The following is a 2,144-nucleotide window of genomic DNA, read 5'->3' on the forward strand; positions in this document are numbered from 1 at the left end:
TTGTGGAGGCGTTGGGGGCGTTGTCCCGGCATGCGGCTGGTGGGGGTGCGGGTGGTCTGACGCCGTCCGATCTGCCGTTGGTGTCCCTGTCCCAGACGGAAATTGACCAGCTCGAGCAACTGTGGGGGAACGACAAGTGAAGCGCTCCGATTTGGAAGACATTCTTCCGCTGGCTCCTTTGCAGGAGGGCCTGCTTTTTCATGCGTTGTATGACGAGCAGGCGCTGGACGTCTACACGACGCAGATGTCCTTTCGCATCGACGGTCCTTTGGACGTTCGGGCGTTGAAGGCTGCGGCCGGTGTGGTGCTGGATCGGCATGCGAATCTGCGCGCCGGGTTTGTGCATGAGGGGTTACGGCAGCCGGTTCAGGTGATTCTCCGCAAGGTCGAAGTCCCTTGGCAGGAGGTCGATTTCAGTGGGCTGGCGGCCGTGGAGCAGGATGCGGCGGTGCGGGCATGGCTGGAGGAGGACCGGGCACGACGATTCGACCTCACCTCCCCGCCGTTGCTGCGGTTCACGCTGATCCGCCTTGGCCATCAGCGCTACCGGTTGGAGTTCACCAGTCATCACCTGCTGCTGGACGGCTGGTCTCTGCCGGTGCTCATGCGAGAGCTGATCACCGTGTATACGCAGGGCGGTGCTGGTGCTGGTGCTGGTGCTGGTGGTGGTGGTCTGGCGCCGGTGACGCCGTATCGGGAGTTTCTGGCATGGGTGGCTGGGCAGGACAGGGCGGCGGGTTTGGGCGCGTGGGGTGCTGCCCTGGCAGGGGTTGAGGAAGCGACGCGGCTGGCTCCCGTGCGGCCGGGACGGGCTGCAGTGGCTCCTGAGCAGGTGTCGGTGCGGGTGTCGGCTGAGCTGACCGGTGCGTTGTCGGCGGCGGCTCGTGGGTGCGGGGTGACGTTGAACACGGTCGTTCAGCTGGCGTGGGGGGTGTTGCTGGGGCGGATGACCGGTCGTGACGATGTGGTGTTCGGGGCGACGGTGTCGGGCCGGCCCGCGCAGATCCCGGGTGTCGAGTCGATGGTCGGGTTGTTCATCAACACGGTTCCGGTGCGGGTGCGTCTGACGCCGGGTGAGTCGTTGCGTCAGGCTTTGGCCCGGCTTCAGGAGGAGCAGAGCCGGCTGCTGGCACATCAGCATCTCAAGCTCACCGACATCCACGCTCTGACCCCGGCGGGCGAGCTCTTCGACACCGTCGTCGTCTTCGAGAACTACCCGGTCAGCGCCCGGTCGACAGCATCCGCGCCCGCTGGTGCCGTGCAGGTGGAGCGCTTGGAGGGTCGGAACAGTACCCACTATCCGCTCAGTCTGATAGTTATGCCCGGCGATGGAATTCGGCTGCGCCTGGATTACCGTCCTGACTTGTTCCAGCAATCAGAGGTTCAAGAACTGGGAGCTCGCCTGGTTCGGGTACTGGAGGCGGTGGTCGCTGACCTCGACCGTCCCGTAGGACGCGTTGAACTGCTGGGTGCTGATGAGCGTCGGCGGGTGTTGGTGGAGTGGAATGACACCGCCCATGACGTGCCGGGGGTGACGGTCCCGGAGTTGTTCGAGGCGCAGGTGGCGCGGACTCCCGGGGCGACCGCCGTGGTGAGCAATGGCGTGGAGTTGTCGTATGGCGAGTTGAATGCGCGGGCGAATCGGTTGGCGCGGTATTTGGTGGGTCGGGGTGCGGGTCCGGAGCGGTTGGTGGCGGTGGCGTTGCCGCGGTCGGTGGAGCTCGTGGTGGCGTTGCTGGCGGTGTTGAAGTCGGGCGCGGGGTATGTGCCGGTGGATCCGGAGTATCCGGTGAACCGGATCGCGTACATGCTTGAGGATGCGGATCCGGTGTTGGTGGTCACGGACTCTGTGACGGTGTCGGCGTTGCCTGCGGCGGCGGGTTGTGTGGTGCTGGACGAGCCGGCTGTTGCGGGCGCGGTGGCCGGTCAGGCGGCCGGTGATCTGGTGGACGCCGATCGGCTGGGTGGGCTGGTGTTGGAGCATCCGGCGTATGTGATCTACACCTCTGGGTCGACGGGGCGGCCGAAGGGTGTGGTGGTGGGGCATAAGGCGTTGGTGGGTTTCCTGGTGGGGGTGGGGGAGTGTTGTGGGCTGGTGGGGTCTGACCGTTTGTTGGCGGTGACGACGGTTGCTTTTGACATTG

General features: G+C 65.6%; 1 protein-coding gene. It reads left to right on the forward strand.

Annotated features, from left to right (window positions below):
• Positions 1-136: 136 nt before the first annotated feature.
• A partial coding sequence (locus ACWCPF_RS45365; protein ID WP_451051019.1) for a condensation domain-containing protein occupies positions 137-2,144 on the forward strand: 2,008 nt, incomplete at its 3' end.

The organism is Streptomyces sp. NPDC001858 (assembly GCF_053594615.1).